16 protein-coding genes and 1 pseudogene are annotated in these 19,170 nt (G+C 40.1%); 3 read left to right on the top strand and 14 right to left on the bottom strand.

Translation table 11 applies throughout. The features are described 5' to 3' along the window. Genes glyA through BN1356_RS03585 form a run of 5 tightly spaced genes read right to left on the bottom strand, consistent with a single transcriptional unit; the run spans nt 1 to nt 4,436 of the window. Complete coding sequence (gene glyA / locus BN1356_RS03605) at nt 1–1,257, bottom strand: serine hydroxymethyltransferase (RefSeq protein ID WP_093650066.1); 1,257 nt, start codon at nt 1,255–1,257, stop codon at nt 1–3. Between the two features lie 57 nt (nt 1,258–1,314). Next, a complete protein-coding gene (locus tag BN1356_RS03600) occupies nt 1,315–1,905 on the bottom strand; it encodes an L-threonylcarbamoyladenylate synthase (protein ID WP_093650065.1) in 591 nt (196 codons plus the stop codon). Then, nucleotides 1,898–2,728: a peptide chain release factor N(5)-glutamine methyltransferase gene (prmC, locus tag BN1356_RS03595; protein WP_093650064.1), complete on the bottom strand. Its 831-nt coding sequence runs from the start codon at nt 2,726–2,728 to the stop codon at nt 1,898–1,900. The genes BN1356_RS03600 and prmC overlap by 8 nt, the downstream gene beginning before the upstream one ends. Continuing rightward, complete coding sequence (gene prfA / locus BN1356_RS03590) at nt 2,728–3,807, bottom strand: peptide chain release factor 1 (protein ID WP_093650063.1); 1,080 nt, start codon at nt 3,805–3,807, stop codon at nt 2,728–2,730. Before prfA ends, prmC begins: the two co-directional genes overlap by 1 nt. A gap of 53 nt (nt 3,808–3,860) precedes the next feature. Then, entirely contained in the window at nt 3,861–4,436 is a 576-nt protein-coding gene (locus BN1356_RS03585) for a thymidine kinase (RefSeq protein ID WP_093650062.1), read from the bottom strand. A gap of 446 nt (nt 4,437–4,882) precedes the next feature. Between BN1356_RS03585 and BN1356_RS03575 the strand changes: the two genes are divergently transcribed. Continuing rightward, nucleotides 4,883–5,068 carry a 4-oxalocrotonate tautomerase gene (locus tag BN1356_RS03575; RefSeq protein ID WP_093650060.1) on the top strand — a complete coding sequence of 62 codons (186 nt, stop codon included), beginning with the start codon at nt 4,883–4,885 and terminating at the stop codon, nt 5,066–5,068. 51 nt (nt 5,069–5,119) lie between these two features. On the opposite strand, the gene BN1356_RS03570 is transcribed toward BN1356_RS03575, so the two are convergent. From BN1356_RS03570 to BN1356_RS03530, 9 genes are all read right to left on the bottom strand, one after another. Continuing rightward, a complete protein-coding gene (locus tag BN1356_RS03570) occupies nt 5,120–7,405 on the bottom strand; it encodes a bifunctional 2',3'-cyclic-nucleotide 2'-phosphodiesterase/3'-nucleotidase (RefSeq protein WP_093650059.1) in 2,286 nt (761 codons plus the stop codon). A gap of 273 nt (nt 7,406–7,678) precedes the next feature. Beyond that, nucleotides 7,679–9,451, bottom strand: coding sequence for an ABC transporter ATP-binding protein (locus tag BN1356_RS03565; protein ID WP_093650058.1), 1,773 nt, complete (start codon nt 9,449–9,451; stop codon nt 7,679–7,681). A 1-nt stretch (nt 9,452) separates the two neighbouring features. Continuing rightward, nucleotides 9,453–11,192, bottom strand: a complete 1,740-nt coding sequence (locus BN1356_RS03560) for an ABC transporter ATP-binding protein (RefSeq protein ID WP_093650057.1) — start codon at nt 11,190–11,192, stop codon at nt 9,453–9,455. Nucleotides 11,193–11,285: 93 nt separating this feature from the next. After that, nucleotides 11,286–11,867, bottom strand: coding sequence for a xanthine phosphoribosyltransferase (locus BN1356_RS03555; RefSeq protein ID WP_093650056.1), 582 nt, complete (start codon nt 11,865–11,867; stop codon nt 11,286–11,288). A gap of 104 nt (nt 11,868–11,971) precedes the next feature. Then, nucleotides 11,972–12,955 carry a GMP reductase gene (gene guaC, locus BN1356_RS03550; protein ID WP_093650055.1) on the bottom strand — a complete coding sequence of 328 codons (984 nt, stop codon included), beginning with the start codon at nt 12,953–12,955 and terminating at the stop codon, nt 11,972–11,974. Between the two features lie 330 nt (nt 12,956–13,285). After that, nucleotides 13,286–14,884: a type I restriction-modification system subunit M gene (locus tag BN1356_RS03545; protein WP_093650054.1), complete on the bottom strand. Its 1,599-nt coding sequence runs from the start codon at nt 14,882–14,884 to the stop codon at nt 13,286–13,288. A gap of 75 nt (nt 14,885–14,959) precedes the next feature. Then, nucleotides 14,960–15,427: a hypothetical protein gene (locus tag BN1356_RS03540; protein ID WP_093650053.1), complete on the bottom strand. Its 468-nt coding sequence runs from the start codon at nt 15,425–15,427 to the stop codon at nt 14,960–14,962. Between the two features lie 12 nt (nt 15,428–15,439). Beyond that, on the bottom strand, nt 15,440–16,663 hold the full coding sequence (locus BN1356_RS03535; protein ID WP_245620296.1) for a restriction endonuclease subunit S: 1,224 nt from the start codon (nt 16,661–16,663) through the stop codon (nt 15,440–15,442). 3 nt (nt 16,664–16,666) lie between these two features. Beyond that, on the bottom strand, nt 16,667–17,908 hold the full coding sequence (locus BN1356_RS03530; protein WP_093650052.1) for a hypothetical protein: 1,242 nt from the start codon (nt 17,906–17,908) through the stop codon (nt 16,667–16,669). A gap of 332 nt (nt 17,909–18,240) precedes the next feature. Between BN1356_RS03530 and BN1356_RS03525 the strand changes: the two genes are divergently transcribed. Then, complete coding sequence (locus BN1356_RS03525) at nt 18,241–19,002, top strand: IS110 family RNA-guided transposase (protein WP_093649747.1); 762 nt, start codon at nt 18,241–18,243, stop codon at nt 19,000–19,002. 19 nt (nt 19,003–19,021) lie between these two features. Next, nucleotides 19,022–19,170, top strand: a pseudogene (locus tag BN1356_RS13055) (transposase); the annotation flags it as partial.

The following is a 19,170-nucleotide window of genomic DNA, read 5'->3' as shown; positions in this document are numbered from 1 at the left end:
TTAATTCTCGTAGAGTGGGAAGCGATCTGTCAAAGCACGGACATCAGCACGGACTTGATCCAGAACAGCTTTATTTTCAGTGTTTTTAAGGGCTGTGATAATCAAGTTTGCAACTTGACGACATTCCTCTTCCTTGAAACCACGCGCCGTCACGGCAGCTGTCCCCACACGGATACCAGATGTCTTGAATGGTGACAATGTTTCAAATGGGATAGAGTTTTTGTTGAGGGTGATGCTGACTTCATCCAGCATGTTTTGGGCAACTTTGCCATTTTCAACAACCTTTGTCACATCCACAAGGAAGACATGGTTGTCTGTTCCGCCTGAAATGACACGGAAATCTTCATCTTGGACAAAGACATCTGCCATCGCTTGACAGTTCTTAATGATTTGGGCCGCATACTCTTTAAAGGCTGGGTCCAAGTTTTCCTTGAAGGCAACTGCTTTAGCAGCAATAACATGTTCCAAAGGACCGCCCTGCATACCTGGAAAGACAGCTGAGTTGATTTTTTTCGCCAAGTCTTCATCGTTGGTCAAAATCAAGCCACCACGTGGGCCACGCAAGGTTTTGTGCGTGGTACTTGTCACGATATGGGCATGCGGCATTGGATTTGGATGGAGACCAGCAGCCACCAAACCAGCGATGTGAGCCATATCCACCATGAGGTAGGCTCCTACTTCATCAGCAATGGCACGGAATTTTTCAAAATCAATAGTGCGTGAGTAAGCTGATGCACCCGCAACAATCAATTTTGGAGAAACCTCTTTAGCACGCGCCAAGATGGCATCGTAATCCAACTGTTCTGTTTCAGCATCTACGCCATAGGCCACAAAGTGATAAGTTTTACCTGAGAAGTTGACAGGTGAGCCATGCGTTAGGTGTCCACCTGCTGACAAATCCATCCCCAAGACAGTATCACCTGGTTGGATAAGAGCCATATAGGCTGCTGCATTGGCTTGACTTCCTGAGTGAGCTTGCACATTGGCAAAACCAGCGCCAAAAATTTCTTTAGCACGCTCAATGGCTAAGTTTTCAACCACATCAACTACTTCTGTACCACCATAGTAACGTTTCCCAGGATAGCCTTCAGCGTATTTGTTGGTCAAAATAGAACCTTGTGCAGCCATCACTGCCTTGGATACAACATTTTCAGATGCAATCAATTCAATATTGTGTTGTTGACGCTCTTCTTCTGCTTGGATAGCATCCCAAAGATCCGCATCATAGGCTTTAAAATCAGGGTTATCAAAAATCATAAGGTTCTCCTTTATTATAAGATGATGACAATAGGTCTCTATGACCTTAGGTGTGGTTTAAAATTCCAATTCAGGGACTTTTTCCAAGAGCATTTCCTTGGTAATGGCTCCCTGTCTTAAGATACGTGCTTTTTTACCAGACACATCAAGAATGGTCGAATCCAATCCAGTCAGTGCTGCATCATCTTCAATTCCCAACAAATTTTCCTGAAATTCTGCTTGAATCTCCTTGAAAATCTGACCACTAGCTGTTCCTGAAATATTGGCTGAAGGTCCAATCAAGATACCCGACTTGCCAATGATATCAAGTGTAGGTGTATAGGCTGGAACGCGAAAACCGACTGTTTCCATACCAGAATTAATCCAAAACGGAACCTTGTCATTGGCTTTCAAGATAATGGTCAAGGGCCCTGGTAGAAAAGATTGGTAGAGTTTTTCTAGAAAAGCCGGTTGCTCCTTAGAATAGGCATAGATAGTCGCTAAATCGGCAACATTGAGATTGAGTGCCTTGTCCCGTGGACGTTTTTTCAATTTGTAAACGTTATTAACTGCTGCTTCATCCAAAGCCTTGGCAAAGAGTCCATAGACGGTTTCTGTCGGCAGAATAACTGCTTCACCAGATTCTAAAGTTTGCAGGATTTTATCCATTGTCCACTACCACTTTTCGATCTTTTCCAAAGATGTCTTTGAGAACACGAACTCTTTTATCCGGAAAATGTTGCTCAATCAAGTCCTGCAGTATTTTCCCTTGTTTGTAACCAATCTCAAAATAGAGTTTGCCATGTTCAGTCAGGTAATCCCTGGCTTGCTCAATGATTTGTCGGTAAATAGCAAATCCATCCTCTTCTGCAAAGAGAGCTAGATGGGGTTCAGACGCCAAAACGTTTGTTCCCACTTCGTCCATATCCTCAAAAGCAATATAAGGTGGATTTGAGACAATGATATCATACTTTCCTGAAACTTGTCTGAAAATATCTGTCAAAACAAAACGAACGTTCGTCTTGTTGGCTTTGGCATTTTCTTGAGCTACTTCTAGTGCTTCTTGAGAAATATCACCAGCCATGACTTGCCAATCCGGTCTAGCCTGCTTAAGTGAGATAGCGATGGCGCCAGATCCAGTTCCTATATCTAGTACAGACAGATTGGATGAAGGATTTTCCTGCAAAATCAGGTCAACCAATTCTTCCGTTTCCGGTCTAGGAATGAGAACTCGTTCATCCACTTTAAATACTAAACCATGAAATTCAGCTTGACCAATAATGTACTGGGCTGGAATGTGTTTTGACAGTTTTTCAAAAATACTGACGACTAGTTGCTTATCTTCTGGTGAAACTTCCTGACGTAAAGAAAGGAAAAAATCAGTAGAAGTCATCTTCTTCAAAGCACGAAAGGTAAAGGTCAGACTCTCCGCTTCTTCACCAATTGCCAGGAGCTTTTCTTCATAGTGGGCAAAGATTTGGGCGTAATTCATTATTTGTTCAAATCTTCCAGTTTTTGTGTTTGATCGTAGAGAACGAGGGCATCAACTACTTCATCCAATTTTCCAGACAAAATGGTATCCAGTTTTTGCAGGGTCAAGCCGATGCGGTGGTCTGTCACACGGTTTTGTGGGAAGTTGTAGGTACGGATACGTTCGGAACGATCCCCTGTACCGACGGTTGATTTGCGCTCTGCATCTTGCTCATCTTGAGCAATTTGGGCAAAGTGGTCTGCAACGCGGGCCCGAATAATCTTCATGGCCTTGTCACGGTTTTTCTGCTGGGTCCGTTCTTCCTGCATCTCTACCTTGATGTTGGTTGGCAAGTGAACGATACGCACGGCAGTCGCTACTTTATTGACGTTCTGACCACCCGCACCTGAAGCATGGTAGATATCAACACGGAGGTCTTTTGGATCGATGTCATACTCGACTTCTTCGATTTCAGGCATGATCAGCACTGTTGCCGTTGAGGTATGAACACGTCCCTGACTTTCTGTAACTGGGACACGCTGCACACGGTGGGCCCCTGACTCATATTTGAGTTTTGAGTAGACAGATTGTCCCGAAACCATAGCGACAACTTCCTTGATACCACCAACACCGTTGTAAGAAGCCTCCATGACTTCAAAGCGCCAGCCCTGACCTTCCGCAAACTTTTGGTACATGGTCAAAAGATCCCCTGCAAAGAGGGCGGCCTCATCACCGCCAGCAGCACCACGGATTTCCAAGATGATGTTCTTGTCATCATTGGGGTCTTTTGGCAAGAGAAGAATCTTTAATTTTTCTTCGTACTCTTCTTTGGCGGCCTTTGATTCTTTGAGTTCTTCCTTGGCCATTTCTTCCAAGTCACTATCGCCGCCAGAATCCTTAATCATCTCCTCTGCATCTGCGATATTTTGGATGACTTGTTTGTATTCCCGATAAGCCGTAACCGTATCCCGGCTGCCTGCTTCTTCTTTGGACAATTCCATGAAACGCTTGGTATCAGAGACAACAGCAGGATCCGACAAGAGCTCGCCCAGTTCCTCATAGCGGTCTTCCACCGCCTGTAATTGATCATAAATGTTCATAATTGAGATAAATTTCCTTCTTTAAAATTAAGTAGTCATAACGTAAATTTTTTTTAGTCTTTGATAGGGGGATTGAAATAATGCTTACGGCATACTGGAATATAGGTTTCATTTCCACCGATTTGCACCTGTGCACCGTGATAAACAGGCTTGCCATTTTCTGTTCGCAAGACCATGGTTGCCTTCTTAGAACAATATTGGCAGATGGTTTTAATTTCTTCAATTTTATCGGCCAAGAGCAAGAGTTCGCGCGACCCTTCAAAAAGATGATTCTGGAAATCATTCTTGAGACCGAAAGCCATGACTGGAACCTTGAGATGATCGACAACTCGTGCCAAATCATAGACATTGGCCTTTGTTAAAAATTGCGCCTCATCAATCAGGATACAATATGGTTTTTCAGGCAAGCCCTCAATGTAGGCATAAATGTCAGTATCTTCTGAAATGGGCACCGCCTCGCGACGCATGCCAATTCGGCTAGAAACCTTGCCAAAACCATCACGCGTATCCAAGGCACTCGTCATAATGACAACAGGTTTGTTCTGCTCTTCATAATTATGGGCCACCTTAAGAATTTCAATGGTCTTGCCCGAGTTCATAGTGCCGTATTTGTAATATAATTGAGCCACGTTCTTTCATCCATTCTAAATTTTTCACTCTTTCTATTTTAACATAAAAGAGGAGATATGACACTCGTAGTCACATTGATTTCAAAAAGAAAAAACAAGCCCAAAGGAGCTTGTCGGATTTATGGCCACATCAGAAAATTAAACATCAATTCTAGAACAATTTCGGCAATTTTCTTGTTCTTCTGATAAAGAGAAATCATACTGAAAACAAAAGAGCAGACAGATAGGATTATCAACAAAGGTCCTATGAAAAAAGACTGTGCAAAGACCGTGGCTGCTAAAATAAACGCAAAAATAGTCGTTACGAGTAGAACTAAAAAACGTTTCATCAGAGGACCCTCCTTTATATGAATATCCTAGCACAAATAGGGTGGTTTTGTCAAAGCTGAATTTGTTGCAATTCTTTGATATATGCTATACTGTAGAAAATAAAAAGGAGAAATCATATGCCATTTGTTAAAATTGATTTATTTGAGGGCCGTTCAGAGGAACAAAAAGCTGAGTTGGCGCGTGAGGTAACGGAGGTTGTTTCCCGTATCGCAAAAGCGCCTAAGGAAGCCATTCACGTCTTCATCAACGACCTACCAGAAGGAAGCTACTTTCCTGCTGGTGAAGTAAAGAAGAAGAAATAAAGAAAAATACTCCAGCTTTGAAAGCTAGAGTATTTTTTGTGCATCAAATTCTTAATTGTGTTGGTCGGACTTCTTTTTTAGGGTAATCACTGTCAACATGGTGAAGCCAATCAAGCTGAAGACGTATCCATTCTTACTACCAGTTTTTGGAAGTTCTTTCTTAGGATCCTTGCTTGTAGTCACCTGTGGCGCTGTCGTGGTTGGCTCTTGCGAAGATTGTCCAGCACTTGTCGTTGGATTTTCAGTTGTACTTGGATCAACATGAACTGACTCAACATAGTTAAAGCGGAAATCTCCAAAACCATCACTGCTCGATGCACCAAGGTATGTAATATCCTTAGTATCCTCTGTCAGAAGATTCTTAGCACGGTCAGCAGTCAAGAAACGTAGGTCAAGACCTTTGATAGAATCCGTAAAGTTCCAGTTGGCATCCGCAGATGGGTTGATGGTTTTTACTTCCAAGATATAATTGATAATTGCTTGGCGGTTTTCGAGGTTGAGCAGACGATTGATAGAGGCATTTCGGACACCTGGGAAGTTACCGCTTGCTCGGTAGTTATTGGTTACCACGATAAATTCTTGCGCCGAATCGATAGCTTTTCCTTGGTATTGAAGGTTACGCACACGGGAAGCTCCTGCATTCACCACTTCACCGCTGCGATCGTATTTATTTGGTTGTGTAATATCAAACTCATAGGTCAAACCGTCAATCACATCAAAGTTGTAGGTCCGGAAGTCAGTATTAACCAGATTTTGTGGCTCTTTGCTGTTTGGATCAACTTGATTAAATTGACCGGCAGACATTTCCAACCATTCTTTAATATCGGCACCGTTGAGTTTCAAGATGGCCGTAACATTATCATAAAGATAGAGGTCTGCTATGTTCTTGATGGCAATCGGACCAGCTGGGATGTCTGTATAAGCTGTCGCATCACCACGAGTTCCAGCTTTAAACGGAGCTGCAGCAGAAAGGATTGGCAGATTAGCTTCTGGCGTTCCCGCTAGTTGATTTTTAGCATACCAAACTTGAGCATTGTTAACAATTTGAACAGATGGGTCATCCTTTACAAGTGCAAAGAATGAGTTGATTGGGGCAGTTGATGTTCCGACTTCTTGGCGAACATAGTTGACCGTACCTTCATGGGCTTCTTTCGCCAAAGACCAGATAGCAGGGTCTGATTCGTTGGACGCTGTATCAATCTTGCGGATAGAACCAACACCTTTGGTCACAGTCCATTTACCATCCGTAAAGGTCAAATCGAGATCGATCAAGCCAAGGTGGTCACCATATTTACCAGCCATTGTGACTGGAGTTCCGTTGATGGTACCGTTGACATCATCAACACCACTATATTGACCATAGAAGCCTGTACCGCTTCCTGTTGGGAATTCTGCATGTGAATGACCTGTAACGACTGCATCCACACCTGGAATGTTGGCAATGTGGTAGCCGACGTTTTCTTCCCCTTTTTGATAAACATCATCACCGATACCAGAGTGGGAAAGAACGATAACGACATCCGCACCTTCTGCTTTCATTTGTGGTACTAGGGCATTCAAACTTTCAACAGAATCGTTAACTAATACCTTGCCTTCCAAAAGGGCCTTATCCCAGTTGAGGATTTGTGGTGGGACGATACCTGTGATACCGATATTGACAGTGACTTCTTTTCCATCAGCATCTAAAAAAGTTTTCTGGATGATTTCGTGGGTTTTAAAGAGTGGTTGTTTGGTTTGGGCATTGATAACATTAGCATTGACCAAAGGCAATCCAGCAGTTGCAATGACATTATTCAAAAATTCCAAGCCGTAGTTAAATTCGTGGTTTCCGAGTGTTCCAGCATCAAAACATAGACTTTGCAAAGCCTTGTACATTGGGTGTTGTTCGCCAGCTTTGACTGGATCTACAATAGCCTTGTAGGTTCCAAGTGGCGTCCCCTGAATAGTATCTCCATTGTCAACCAAGACAACATTAGGATTTTCTTTTTTAGCCTTATCAATTAAGATAGCTGTCTTAGCCAAGCCTAAGTTCTGTGTTTCTTTATCTTGGTAGTAATCATAGTTGACTAAGTTGGTATGCAAATCTGTAGTTGATAAGATACGAACCGCAACAGATTGACCGTTGATAGGCTGGTTTTCTTTTTGCGCCTTGAGACTTGCTTCTTCCAAAGTTGTAGGAAGACTGATAGTCGTACTTGGGCTTTCAGTAACTTGCGTACTTTCCACGGTTGTTGGCACCGTAGTCGTCTTCTCCTCTGTCTGTACCGATTGACCATTGAAGGCAAAAAGGAACAAGGACATAGCAAGCAAACTTTTTAAAGTAAAACGTTTGGGCATAATATCTCCTCTTCTAAAATAGAATTTTAATGCTGGACTTTTATTATACCTAAAGATAAATAAACAATCAAAAGTTAAGTAAGCGTTTACCAACTTTAATTGGAAATAATTATAATAAAGGCAAAATATAATAAAAAATCCCCCAGTTAAAAAACTGAAGGATAGAGAATTATATAGTCAAATGAATTATCTTTAGGACTAGGAACTGAGGTGCAGGCAGTAATGGAGTACGGCAAGGCGATAGTGACAAGGTATTGAAGTTAATTCAAAAGACTATACTGCTTCTTGACTAAACTGGCTCATATAGAGATCATAGTAAAAACCTTTATCAGACAATAGACTTTCGTGATTGCCTTGTTCGATAATTTGTCCATCTTTGAGGACCAAAATCTTATCTGCTTCCTGAATCGTGGATAGGCGATGGGCAATAACAAAACTAGTCCGACCTTGCATAAGACGTTTCATAGCCTTTTGAATCAAGAGTTCCAAGCGTGTATCTACTGAGGAAGTCGCTTCATCCAAAATGAGAATCTTGGGATCTGCTAAAAGAGCCCTAGCAATGGTTAAGAGTTGTTTTTGACCGAGTGAAATATTACTAGACTCCTGATTCATCTCCATATTATAGCCACCAGGTAAGGTTCGGATAAAGTGATCCACATTGGCTGCCTTGGCTGCTTCAACGATTTCCTCATCAGAGGCACCCAGATTTCCAAAGCGAAGATTTTCTTTAATGGTCCCCTCATACAACCAAGCATCCTGCAAGACCATACCGAACTGTTTCCGGTATTCTTGACGAGAAAGATGGCGAATATCATGACCATCCACTGTGATAGAACCTTGTGTCACATCGTAGAAACGCATAAGGAGATTGATCAGAGTCGTCTTGCCAGCCCCAGTTGGACCAACAATAGCCACCATCTCACCCGGCTTCACTTCTAGAGTAAAGTCACGAATCAAAGGCTTGTTCTCAACGTATTGGAAATGGACATCATTAAAACTCACCTGACCGGTCAGATCGCCTGCTAGGGTTTCACTTGCCTCTGCCGCTTCATCTAGTTCATCCAAAACTTCAAAAATACGTTCCAAGGAGGATTTGGCGCTTTGCAAGATACCAGCCAGCTGACTCAAGACTTGGATGGGTTGGCCGATTTGGAAAACATATTGAACAAAGGCCTGGATATTCCCTATGGTCATCTTACCAGCCATGACTTGTAAGCCACCCAACAGTGCAACAACCAAGTAAGTGATATCAGAGATTCCATGTAAGATGGGCATCATAATCCCAGACATGAAACTAGCCTTGAAACCAACCTCCTGCAATTCATCTGTGATTTTGGCAAATTCTTCTGCGGAAGCTTCCTCACGTCCATAGAGCTTGAGAATATTAAATCCTGTCAAGTTTTCTTGAACAAAGCCATTCATATCTCCCAGAACATTGGCCTGACGTTTGAAGTAGGGCTGAGATTTCTTAAGGATGGTCTGAGCAGCCAAGTAGGTAATGGGAATGCTGATGATGACCACCATGGCTAACTGGACATTAAGATAGAGAACCATGGCGATAACTAGGGTCAGACTAACAATTGCATTGACAATTTGCAAAAAAGATTGTTGGAGGGCATTGGAAACTGTCTCCACATCACTCGTAAAGCGTCCCAACATATCTCCAAACTGGTGCTTGTCAAAGTAGGATACTGGAATCTTGTTGATTTTTTGACTTAAACTATTTCTCAAATCACGAATGGAATTTTGGACCGTGCGCGTGATGTAATAGTTCGATCCATATGCTCCAAACTCATAAAAGAGAGCTCGGATGGCATAGATGACCAATACCCAGAAAACATATGAATAGTTGATACCAGCACCGGGTACCTGATTGGCCATGTCCAATAGATTCTTCGTCAACTCCGTGATGACCAAACCAAGAACAAAGGGTTCTAGAACATTGGCGACGGCAGCCATAATTTTTAAAAAGATAGCTAAAAAGAGAGTAGCCTTGTAGTGTTTCAAATAAACCCACAAGCGGATAAATAATGATTTTTCTTTCATCTTACTCTCCTTCCGTTAGTGATTGATTGTTAAGCTGAGAATGAGCGATTTCTCGGTAAATATCATTCGAAACCATGAGTTCTTCATGCGTGCCACGACCCACTACTTCCCCCTGGTCCAACACGATGATTTGGTCCGCATCCATAATGGTCCCAACACGCTGGGCAACGATGAGGACCGTCGCATTCTCAGTAACAGATTTGAGGCGACGACGCAGGGTTGCGTCTGTTTTGTAATCTAGGGCTGAGAAAGAATCATCAAATATATAGATATCCGGCTTTTTCACAATAGCCCGTGCGATAGACAAGCGTTGCTTTTGACCACCAGACAAGTTGCTTCCACCTTCTGCTAAGTGAGTGTCATAACCCTCATCTCGACTCTGGATAAATTCTTTGGCTTGCGCCACATCGGATGCCTGGTCCAACTCAGGAATGGTAGCATCCTGCTTACCATAGCGAAGATTTGCTTGGATGGTCCCAGTAAAAAGCAGAGCTTTCTGTGGAATAAAGCCTACTTTTTGACGGAGTGCTTTTAATTGATACTCCCTAACATCTACACCATCAACCAAAATTTTCCCCAGAGTAACATCATAAAAGCGAGGAATTAAATTGACCAGAGATGATTTCCCAGACCCGGTGGATCCGATAAAGGCGATGGTCTCACCTGGCTTGGTTTTAAAGGAAATGTTGTGCAAAACTGGACTTTCCGTCTCACCGGGATAAGCAAATGTTACATTGTCAAATTCCAAATAACCGCGTGTCTGAGTTTCTGTAATGCCATCCTCATTTGGAGAAATGGAAATCGGCATATCCAAGACTTCCTGAATCCGGCTGCTGGAAACAGCCATCTTTGGATACATGGTAAAGAGATTGGCAAAAATCAAGAAAGAGAAAAGCGCGTGGAAACTGTACTCGATAAAGGCAACCAAGTCACCAATTTGCAGATTTCCTTTAGCCAAGGGATTTAAGGCAAACCAAACGATGGCCACAATCATGGCAATGATGATCTGAACAAAGAGTGGCTCTGTTAATCCAGTCAGGGTAAAGAGTCTTCTAGAAATGTTGGCATATTCCTGGTTTTTTTCCGCAAAACGTCCCTCTTGAAAATCTTCACGAGCAAAGGCTCGAACAACCCGCAAGCCCATGAGGTTTTCACGGACATATTGATTGATTTTATCCAAGGTATTTTGTTGCTGATTTGAAATTGGTCGTGTCTTAACCGCAACATAGAGGACAACAACAACCAAGAAAGGCATGGAAACTGCTACGATCCATGCTAGTGATGGGCTGGTCAATAGAATCATAACAACAGAAAAAATCATCATGAGCGGGGTCACCACTCCGATTCGCAAACTCATTTCCGCAAATTGCATGAGAACAAAGGCATCGTTGGTCATCCGTGTGACCAAAGAGGAAACACCAATCTGTTCAAACTCGTGATGGGAATAAGTCTGTAACTTGGCATAGATATCCGTTCGTAGCTCCTTAATCATACTCGTCGTCAAGCGTCCAGAAGCATAGACTAATGAGATTCTTCCTGCGATTCCCAAGATGACAATGACAAACATGATCATCGCCCAGAATGTCAAACGTTCAGGGTTGTACTTAATAATTCCTTCATCAATCATTTTTGCTAAAATAAAAGGCATGCCCAGATTGACCACTACAAATAAAAACCCACCAAAACAGTCCAATAGTAACCATTTTTGCTTGGATTTTAAATAGGACCAAATTAAATTCATATATTCTCCTCTACTTTTTATATCATAACTTACTCATTGCTTTTAGTAATTTTAAGATATAAGAGGGAGTACACCATGTGCACCCCCTTGATTTTAAGCATCTGCTTGGGCAAAGACGACTTGCCCATTTTCAAATTTTTCGATGCGAGCTAATGAAACGACTGTTTGACCAGCATCCAGTAAAATCTGGCGCCCATCCTGGAATGATTTTTCGATGACAATACCGATAGCTTCAACGCTTGCTCCAGCTTGCCCAATTATTTCAACCAAACCTTTAGCTGCTTGTCCATTGGCTAAGAAATCATCAATGACCAGTACTTTGTCTTCCTTGTCTAAGAATTTAGCAGCAATGGAGACCGTGCTGGTGACTTGTTTGGTAAAAGAGTAAACTTCCGCTGTCAAAATGCCTTCTGTCATGGTTATGTTTTTAGCTTTTTTAGCAAAAATCATAGGTACCTTCAAAGCCTCAGCTACGTAAAGGGCAGGAGCAATCCCTGATGCTTCAATGGTCACCACCTTGGTGATGCCAGCTTGTCGAAATTTATCCGCAAAGACTTGCCCAATCTCTTTCATCAGTGCAAAATCTACTTGGTGTGTGAGAAAAGAATCGACTTTAAGAATATTTTCACCCAAAACTCTACCATCTTCACGAATACGGTCTTCTAATAACTTCATCAGTTTACTCCTTTTTATCGCCACGACTAGTCTTGTAAAACCACAAGGGTCCTATTACCTTATTATATAAAAAGAAGACCTGCTTTTGCAAGTCTTTTTCTAGATTAGATTGAATCACCATTCCAAATGGAATTTTTAACGATGACATAATCCACTCGAGTCAAACTTTTCAGGTCTCGTCCACCCGCATAGGAAATGGCAGATTGCAAATCTTCTCGCATTTCTTTCAGGGTGTCGTTCAAATGACCTTTAACTGGAAGTAAAATCTTCTTGCCTTCAACATTCTTATGCTCACCTTTTTGGTATTGAGAGGCTGAGCCGTAGTATTCTTTGAACTGCTCTCCATCCACTTCAACTAGTTTACCAGGACTTTCTAAATGACCTGCAAAGAGAGAGCCCACCATGACCATGCTTGCACCAAAGCGGATGGACTTGGCGATATCACCGTGGGTACGAATACCGCCATCGGCGATAATTGGCTTACGAGCAGCCTTAGCACACCAACGAAGAGCAGCTAACTGCCAACCACCCGTACCAAAACCAGTTTTGACTTTTGTGATACAAACCTTACCAGGACCGATTCCTACTTTAGTGGCATCCGCACCAGCATTTTCCAACTCACGAACAGCCTCTGGCGTACCGACATTTCCTGCAATGACAAAGGTCTCTGGCAATTCTTTCTTGATATGCTGAATCATATTGATAACGGAATCAGAGTGCCCATGAGCAATATCGATGGTGATAAATTCAGGAGCATCTTCTTTCAAGCTAGTGACAAAATCATATTCGTAGTCTTTAACACCAACTGAGATAGAAGCAATTAAACCCTGCGCATGCATGCGATCAATAAACGGTTTACGAGCAGCCTCATCAAAGCGGTGCATGATGTAGAAATAACCATCTTTTGCAAATTGCTCAGCGATACCTTCATCCATAATCGTTTGCATATTGGCAGGAACAACTGGTAATTTGAAAGTATACTTGCCAAGAGACACGCTCGTATCTGCTTGCGAACGACTTGAAATGATGCATTTGTTGGGCACCAATTGGATATCCTCATAGTCAAAAACCGGTACTTCGTTAAACATTGTCTACACTCCTAATGATTTTATAACCTACCTATATGATGGAATCACCATATCGCTACGCTTTTTCTCACGTTTCCATAATTGATTATAGCACAATGTACGGAAATTGTAAAATATAAACAGTTGTTAAACAAGATAATTCGTTTTTTATCAAAATTTAATGGAATCTTCTTCGCATTAGTTCGTGAGTGTTTTCTAATCGAAATGATGGCGGAGATTTCTGAATTAAAGTATGGATTTGAAATCATGCTAGTCATAATAGAATGATATGGATAAAAGGCTAAAGCATTAGAAAAAGACCAGAGGGAATCTAGTCTTAAATATTGTTATCTATAAATCTAATTGATTCAAGAATGCTGATAATTCTTCCTGAGCTTCTGGTGTTTTCCCTTTGAGCTGATTGAGTATGCCTAGTAATTCCTTGGTTTGGCTTTCAATCTTAGCATTGGTTTCCTTGATATTGGTCGCAATTTCAGTTAATGGAGCCACTTCTTCTTCCTCAAAGGTATCGACATAGCGAGGGATATTGAGATTGAAGTCATTTTCCTTGATCTCCTCAAAGCTAGCAAGATGTGCAAACTTATCCATATCTTTTCTAGACTGATAAGCATCCAGAATCTTTTGGATATGGGCATCTGTCATGATGTTTTGATTTTTACCCTTGTCGAACTCTTTAGAGGCATCAATAAAGTAAACATCACGGTCCGTTCTGTCTTTCTTGAGGATGATAACCGTGGTCGGGATGCTGGTATTAAAGAAGATATTAGCTGGCAGTCCGATGACCGTATCAATCCCGCCTTCCTCTAACAAATGCTGGCGAATCTTGCCCTCCGCATTGCCACGGAAGAGTACACCATGCGGCAGAACGATAGCCATAATTCCCCCATCCAACTTGAGATGATAATAGCCATGAAGTAGAAAGGCGAAGTCAGCCTTGGACTTAGGTGCTAAAGCTCCAAAAGCAGAGAAACGAGGATCCTGTAAAAACCCTGCATCTGCTTTCCATTGTGCTGAATAGGGTGGGTTCATGAGAACACCATCAAAGTTGGTCGGCTCTTGAGTTGGCCAATCTTCGTCCAAAGTATCTGCATTGTGTAAATGTTGGTTTTCAACGGGGACACCATGCAGAATCATGTTCATACGAGCCAGATTATAAGTGGCGGTATTGAGCTCTTGACCAAAGTAAGAAACCGTACCCGCTTCCTTGCTGTACTTCTTAGCATTGAGCAACAGGGAACCTGAACCCATAGTCGGGTCATAGAGGGTAAAGCCCTTCTTGTCTTCACGTCCCAAAAGAGCAATCTGCGTCATGAGCTTAGCCACCGGCTGCGGCGTATAAAACTCTCCTGCTTTTTTACCAGAATCCGTCGCAAACTGACCAATCAGATACTCATAAGCATCACCCAGCATATCACCATCATGACCAGCAACATCCAAAACAGCCAATTGTTTCATAACGGCTGAAATAGTCTGATTCTGCTTCTGAGGCGTCGCACCAAGTTTTTTTGAATAGAGATCAATATCCTCAAAGAGGTTGACGAAAATCTCGTCATTCTGCTCGATATTGCGGAATCCCTGAGCCAATGATTCCAACTGAAATTGACCCATATTGATTTCATTGACCAAAGCTGTGAAAGTCAAATCTGGCTCAATAGCATAAGACATCTCGCTCTTCACCACATCGATTAAGTCCTTATGCGTTTCTGGGTCATCATAGTACTTGCGATAAGTCTCCAGAGCTTCTGTCAGGTTGTCCGTCTCTTCTTCCATGGTCTCCGCCACGAAGAACAGCATCTTATCCGAAAGGTACTTGTAAAAGACCATGCCCAAAAGATAGGACTTATAGTCATTCGCATCCATCTTAGAGCGGAGAATATCCGCCGAATTCCACAGTGCCTGATAAAGAGACTGGGAGGTTTGATTTTCCATTTTGTATTCCTTTTTGTCCTTAATTTAATTTGAAAAATTACAAAGCCGCTAATAAATCATCTGTAAATAGAAAGGTTAATTTGGACAGACAAATGCCATTAGTCCTGATGAAATAAAACAATTTTTAAATTTTTTATCTGAAAAATATGTATTTGAAATAAAGTCATAAAGCTTATCTGCTGGAGAGTTATACCAATCTTTATAGACATAATGCATTTCATAAATCAGAATAGGTTTTCCATCTAGAGAAATCCCCCTAAATGTAATATAGATACCATCCCGATAACCAACAATATCTTTCTTTTTCCCAAATTTTTTATTTCGGTAAACTTCAAAATCATCAACTTGAATGTATTTGTAGAGTTTAGATAATTGTTTTTCTTTTAAATGAAAGGCATGATCTTCGATAATCATCCCAGTATTGCCCACTTGTTGAAAAGACAATTCCCCATTGATGACATCGCAGAGCAAGATAGCAACTGTTTCATAACCAGAGTGTATTTTGAATTCAAATTTTGAAAAATAAGATTCATTCCAAGTCATAACTCTACCTCGTCAAATAAACATATCCTGCAAGAGCTTCTTCTTCAGTGTTTCTAACGAATCAATTTTAGTTTGGTAAGAGGAAATAAGGTCGTCAAGGTTGGAGAAGAAAGAGCCGATGGCACGTTGTTCATCAACAGTGGGAATGGCAAAAGGAATTTCCGAAAATGTTGGAAATTGAACACGTTGTTTCTCAATTAGACTTCCCGTTGCATACTGTTTGTATTGAAAAATTGCAAAACTTGTTTTTAATAAAATTTTGAAATAATCAATATCATATTTTGATTGGTCTTCAATGGACATAACTACATAATAACCTGATACCGAAATCGATTTACCAAGTTGATTAGCATCTAACGATCCCAACGTAAGATTCATTGGATTATATGCAAAATCATTTGGTTTTACCCTTTTGAATTTATCTGTTTTCTTGACTAGAAAATCACGTTTATATCGGTCAGTTTTAGGTGTTAAACCTTTTTCAACAGTCAAGCTCCAAAGTTCATTGTTTTCATCTGGCTCAATATATTCCACTTGTTGAGTAAAAATCTTACCCATTTTTATCAGCTCCCACTCTCCTTCAAACCCATCCAAACGTATCTCAGGAATAGTCTGCCCAGCCTTTGGAAACATCTTGGATAACATGGATTTTTTAAAGGATTGATAATTCTCTAAATTGTCCTTGTAAGAAGATAAAAGAGAATCAATTGTGGAGAAAAGAGAGCCGATTTGGGATTGTTCGCATCTATTTTTAGTGATTCTAAATTTAAAATTATCAATTTCTTTCGATGAAATATTTGGTTGAGCTCCGGCTATAAGTACAGATTTTAGTTGATTTGAAAAATATTTACTTCTTAATATTGAAGACAAAAATGTATAATCAATTCTATCGTTATCAACAAAATAACCAACACGTTGGTTTTGATAATACTTATTACTACTATCAAGGATAGATATTTTCCCTGTTGTTGCACCAGACATAGCAACAAGAATAGATTTTCCTAATAGAACAAAATTTCTATCATTTATTAATTCATCATGATATGCAAAATCCCCACCTACACTACCATCTGATTGCACATTTGAAATCCGTACAATCGGAATACCTGTGCCAGTGAATTTTTCACTTTTAAATGCAAATCCACCTCTTAATGGAGAAACATCACCTAATCGAATTGTTTCCCACTCATCTTCAAATCCTACAAACCTGACTTTGGGGATATTGTTTTTTGACACTTTTTATTCTCCTATTTCTAACAATCCAACTTGATCTAATAATGCTAAACATGCTTTAGAATCCCAATAACCATTCTTATATTTTTCAAACATCTTTAAAAATTGTAAAGAATCAATAATGAGTACACTATTAAAAGGATTCTTAGCTAGATCGATAATATTTTTATTTACTGGTAATCTGTCCTCTACATTTTCATCCTTAAATCTGTTGGCAATTATTATTCTTCTAATGTTATTTTCGTCAATACTATTAGTTTCAGCATATTTATAAACATGCGTTATAAGTTGTGGTATATTAGTTTTCTTTATGTCTTTTGTTACTCCCTTGAATTCGAAAACATAATGCTTATTATCTTTATTGAAAGAAAAATCTTCATCTTTATTGTCAGCAAATTCCTCTCTAACTTCAAACATTTCGGACAGCATCTCTACTAAAATATCTTCTAGTTCTTGACCGGTCTTATACAAGATGGATTTATAATAATTATTTTTTTTAAGGATTCGCTCAGCATCGTCAATTTTTCTTTTTGCTTCAATTATGATGTCTTTTTCATTCGATACAATCGTTTTCTGAACACCATCATCAAATAAGTTTACACTCAAAAACCACTCTGGTACATTTTGTTCGGAATTATCTTCAGGATAAATTGATGATAAAAATGCTTGAAACTCATCATTATTTGTTAATTGTAAACAAGAAAAAGTAAACCTATCTTGCGAAAACGAAACTAGTTTATTGCTTATATTAGAATATATAGGATTCTCTATTTCATCCGAATAATATTTTGAAAAATAAAAGTCAGCAGAAACGTTTTGCTCTCCTATTGTTGTATCAGTTCTTTCGTAACTAATATTAAAGTTCGAGGGATAAATAATCTTTTTTAAATTGTAACTAAATCTATCACCTAAGTCTTTCAGTAAAACACGAACATTATGATATTTTTTTCCATTGTAAGTATCAGTTTGATACTCCGTTTTAAAATGATAATTTACTGGTAATACATATATAATCTTAGATTTATTAGAATTATAAATACTATCCATAAGAGTTAAAAAATCATTGTCAATAGCAAGTTCGGAGAATGATTTGCTATATGAATAGTTTTTCCAAATATCTTCATCACTCAAGTCAATGATATTTATATCAAACATATCTAAAGATTTTGCATTTCCAAAACTATTGCACTCAGAAATCTTATATCCCTTCTTGTTACTTCCAGTAAAATTGATTAACTGTATTTTCATTTTTATTTCCTTTGATTAAGATATTAAATAGAGTATTAGAACCATTTCTTAACCCCTACAATTTACATTTACTCACCCCTCCATTATACCACTATTTACACAGAAAACTCTAAGCAGTTTTCACCTGCTAACTCATGACAGAAAAAGATTTTCGACATATAATAGAGATGAACAATACAAATCCGTGGTCTTTAATAGGGCTTTGCCTAGCCTGTACAGAAAACTGGATGAATAAGAGTCATGAGATAACTCGAATACGCCTGGAGCGTGAAAATAAAATTACAAGAAGCCTCTTATTCCATTGTTCAAGATTAGAATAGGAGGCTTTTCGTATGGAAGTCATGATTGAAACCTGCTGCGGTATTGATGTCCACCAAAAATCCATTGTTTGTTGTATCCTAGATGGTCCACTAGATACCAACAAACCTAAGAAAATTCAGAAGAAATTCGGGACAACGACAGTCGCCCTTCAAAATGCTCTAGCCTGGCTAGAGGAAAACCGTGTGACCCATGTCTTCTTTGAGTCTACTGGCCAATATTGGCTCCCTCTTTTTAATATTTTCTCTGATTCCGATTTAGTCCTTGTTCTAGCTAATCCACAACACATCAAAAATGTTCCTGGTCGAAAAACGGATGTGAAAGATGCAGAGTGGATCGCTCAACTGGGTCGGTGTGGTCTCATTTCGCTATCTTATATTCCCAGTCCCGAGGTCATGCAATTGCGTTTACTCACTCGTCGGCTACGTTCTTATAAACAGCGTCAAACACAAGTCAAAAACGAAATTCATAATCTCTTACAGCGTGCCAACATTAAACTAACCAGCTATCTTTCTGATATCTTCTCCAAGACAGGCCAATCCCTTCTAACACTCTTTATTAACGGGGAAGTCATTGACTGTGATAGTGTATCAGCTTGCCTTCACAAGCATGTTAAAGCGAGTCCTGAGGAACTAGTTGAGGCCATGAATGGGAAGTTATCACTGGAAGATCGTTTTCTATTGAATCAGAGTTTGGAAGAATATCGGATGTATCAAGAACTTATGGATAAATTGACCAGCGAAATACAGACTTACATCGCAAAGGAGTTTCCCTGAAGAAAATCGATTACTCCAAACCATTCCTGGTGTGAGTGAAGCCTGTGCAGCCACTGTTTTAGCTGAAATTGGACCAAACGTAGATAGTTTTGAAACAGATGGACACTTAGCTTCTTGGGCGGGACTTTGTCCTGGTTCCTATGAAAGTGCTGGGATTAAAAAATCCTC

This window comes from Streptococcus varani, from assembly GCF_001375655.1.
Taxonomy (GTDB): domain Bacteria; phylum Bacillota; class Bacilli; order Lactobacillales; family Streptococcaceae; genus Streptococcus; species Streptococcus varani.
The sequence above is the reverse complement of the archived record's forward strand: the minus strand, read 5'-3'. Positions and strand labels throughout refer to the sequence as shown.

Bases quoted from the DNA above. Each gene is read 5' to 3' on its own strand.
- BN1356_RS03545 (WP_093650054.1), bottom strand. From the start codon at position 14,884: ATGGAAAATCAAACCTCCCAGTCTCTTTATCAGGCACTGTGGAATTCG.
- BN1356_RS03530 (WP_093650052.1), bottom strand. From the start codon at position 17,908: ATGAAAATACAGTTAATCAATTTTACTGGAAGTAACAAGAAGGGATAT.
- BN1356_RS03570 (WP_093650059.1), bottom strand. From the start codon at position 7,405: ATGCCCAAACGTTTTACTTTAAAAAGTTTGCTTGCTATGTCCTTGTTC.
- BN1356_RS03560 (WP_093650057.1), bottom strand. From the start codon at position 11,192: ATGAATTTAATTTGGTCCTATTTAAAATCCAAGCAAAAATGGTTACTA.
- glyA (WP_093650066.1), bottom strand. From the start codon at position 1,257: ATGATTTTTGATAACCCTGATTTTAAAGCCTATGATGCGGATCTTTGG.
- guaC (WP_093650055.1), bottom strand. From the start codon at position 12,955: ATGTTTAACGAAGTACCGGTTTTTGACTATGAGGATATCCAATTGGTG.
- BN1356_RS03575 (WP_093650060.1), top strand. From the start codon at position 4,883: ATGCCATTTGTTAAAATTGATTTATTTGAGGGCCGTTCAGAGGAACAA.
- BN1356_RS03525 (WP_093649747.1), top strand. From the start codon at position 18,241: ATGGAAGTCATGATTGAAACCTGCTGCGGTATTGATGTCCACCAAAAA.
- prmC (WP_093650064.1), bottom strand. From the start codon at position 2,728: ATGAATTACGCCCAAATCTTTGCCCACTATGAAGAAAAGCTCCTGGCA.
- BN1356_RS03600 (WP_093650065.1), bottom strand. From the start codon at position 1,905: ATGGATAAAATCCTGCAAACTTTAGAATCTGGTGAAGCAGTTATTCTG.
- BN1356_RS03540 (WP_093650053.1), bottom strand. From the start codon at position 15,427: ATGACTTGGAATGAATCTTATTTTTCAAAATTTGAATTCAAAATACAC.
- prfA (WP_093650063.1), bottom strand. From the start codon at position 3,807: ATGAACATTTATGATCAATTACAGGCGGTGGAAGACCGCTATGAGGAA.
- BN1356_RS03565 (WP_093650058.1), bottom strand. From the start codon at position 9,451: ATGAAAGAAAAATCATTATTTATCCGCTTGTGGGTTTATTTGAAACAC.
- BN1356_RS03555 (WP_093650056.1), bottom strand. From the start codon at position 11,867: ATGAAGTTATTAGAAGACCGTATTCGTGAAGATGGTAGAGTTTTGGGT.